Raw genomic sequence first — 1,482 nt, 5'->3', positions numbered from 1 at the left:
CGGCACCAACGCCGCGTGACAAATGCCAGCCCTTGTGCTGGAAATCTGGTGGGCAAGCCACGGTCGGGAGGAATGCGCCGGTGAAAAAAGGCTATCGCGAGTTGCTCGACGAGGCGAACGCCGAGATCGAGGTGGTGTCGCCGGAGGAAGCGGCGGGGCTAATCGAGGACGAGGACACGATCTTCGTCGACCTGCGCGATCCGCGCGAGGTCGAGCGCGACGGCAAGATCCCCGGCGCCAGGCATGTCACGCGCGGCATGCTGGAATTCTGGATCGATCCGGAAAGCCCCTATCACAAGCCGTTCTTCGCCTCGGGCAAGAGCTTTGTCTTCTTTTGCGCCGGCGGCTGGCGCTCGGCGCTGGCCACCAAAACGGCGCAGGACATGGGCCTTTCGCCGGTCAAGCACATCCTTGGCGGCTACACCGCCTGGAAGGCGGCCGGACTGCCGGTCGAGCCGGGGCAGAAGAAGAAGGCCGACTGACAGCGCTTCAATGCATCAACGTCGAGTCGCGGTGCTCGGCCGCGAAGCGGACGGCGCGTTCGACCACGCCCTTGTCGGCGAGGATGCGGCGGTGGCCGAGCCCGTCGACCCAATGCAGGCTGACATGATCGCCGGCGCCGGCATAGCGCGTGGCATGGTCGGCAGAGACTTCGCGGTCGTCGGGCGCATGGATGACCAGCGTCGGCACCAGCGCTTCCGCGAGCTGGCGGTCGCCGGTGAATTCGCCGAGCGGTCGGCCGGAGAGTTTTTCGACGCGATCGGCCATGGCGACCTGCGAGCGCGGGCCGACATTGAGCATGCTGCTGAAGTCGGCGAAGATCGCCGGCAGTGAGCTCGGCGCCGCGATCAGCACCAAGCCTTCGGCCGCGATAGGCTGGATGCCCCTGACCGAACCGGCGACGGCGTTGGCGGCGACGGCGCCGCCGAAGGAATGGCCGACGATAACCTTGAACGGACCGAACCATTCGCCGGCGACCCTTGCCGCCTCGACCGCGTTGACCATGTTCAGACGGCGGCCCTGCGATTGGCCGTGGCCCGGAAGGTCGAGCGAGACAACCTTGTAGCCGGCGCCGCGATATCCTTCGATCAGCGCGCGCATATATTCGGTGCGCGAACGCCAGCCATGGATGACGAGCACGGTGCCGGCCGGCGCCCTGCCCGGCTCGGGCCGGAATTCATGCACCATGACACAGCCCTTCTTCGTCTTCAGCCGATGATGCCGCGCCTCGGCCATGAAGGCCGCGGCCCGCTCGACAGCGCGGCGCTCGCCGTCGCTCAGCGCCTTGACGTTCGGCGTGCGGCAGAACAGTTCGAACGCGGCGCGACCGCTGAGGCGAGGCGCCACATGCTCGGCCGCGCCGAACACGCCCCGGATGACCTTCAGACCAAATGATGCCATAGTGTCGATCCATCCATTCGTTCAAGCATGAACATAATAGTTCAAACATGAACATTAAACAAGACCTGCCCTGGGACAACC

Annotated in this window: 2 protein-coding genes; one reads left to right on the top strand and one right to left on the bottom strand. The window is 65.8% G+C overall.

Annotated features, from left to right (window positions below; genetic code table 11):
* Positions 1 to 80 precede the first annotated feature (80 nt).
* Positions 81 to 482, top strand: coding sequence for a rhodanese-like domain-containing protein (locus tag EOA33_RS35470; RefSeq protein WP_126054518.1), 402 nt, complete (start codon positions 81 to 83; stop codon positions 480 to 482).
* A 7-nt stretch (positions 483 to 489) separates the two neighbouring features.
* Here EOA33_RS35470 and EOA33_RS35465 read toward each other — a convergent pair whose 3' ends face one another.
* Complete coding sequence (locus tag EOA33_RS35465) at positions 490 to 1,401, bottom strand: alpha/beta hydrolase (RefSeq protein WP_126054517.1); 912 nt, start codon at positions 1,399 to 1,401, stop codon at positions 490 to 492.
* Positions 1,402 to 1,482: the final 81 nt, after the last annotated feature.

Origin of the sequence: Mesorhizobium sp. M4A.F.Ca.ET.050.02.1.1 (genome assembly GCF_003997725.1) — a bacterium.
GTDB lineage: Bacteria > Pseudomonadota > Alphaproteobacteria > Rhizobiales > Rhizobiaceae > Mesorhizobium.
Note: the sequence above shows the minus strand (reverse complement) of the source record. Positions and strands in the feature narration are given on the sequence as shown.

Coding starts and splice junctions, on each gene's coding strand:
- EOA33_RS35465 (WP_126054517.1), bottom strand. CDS start 1,401: ATGGCATCATTTGGTCTGAAGGTCATCCGGGGCGTGTTCGGCGCGGCC.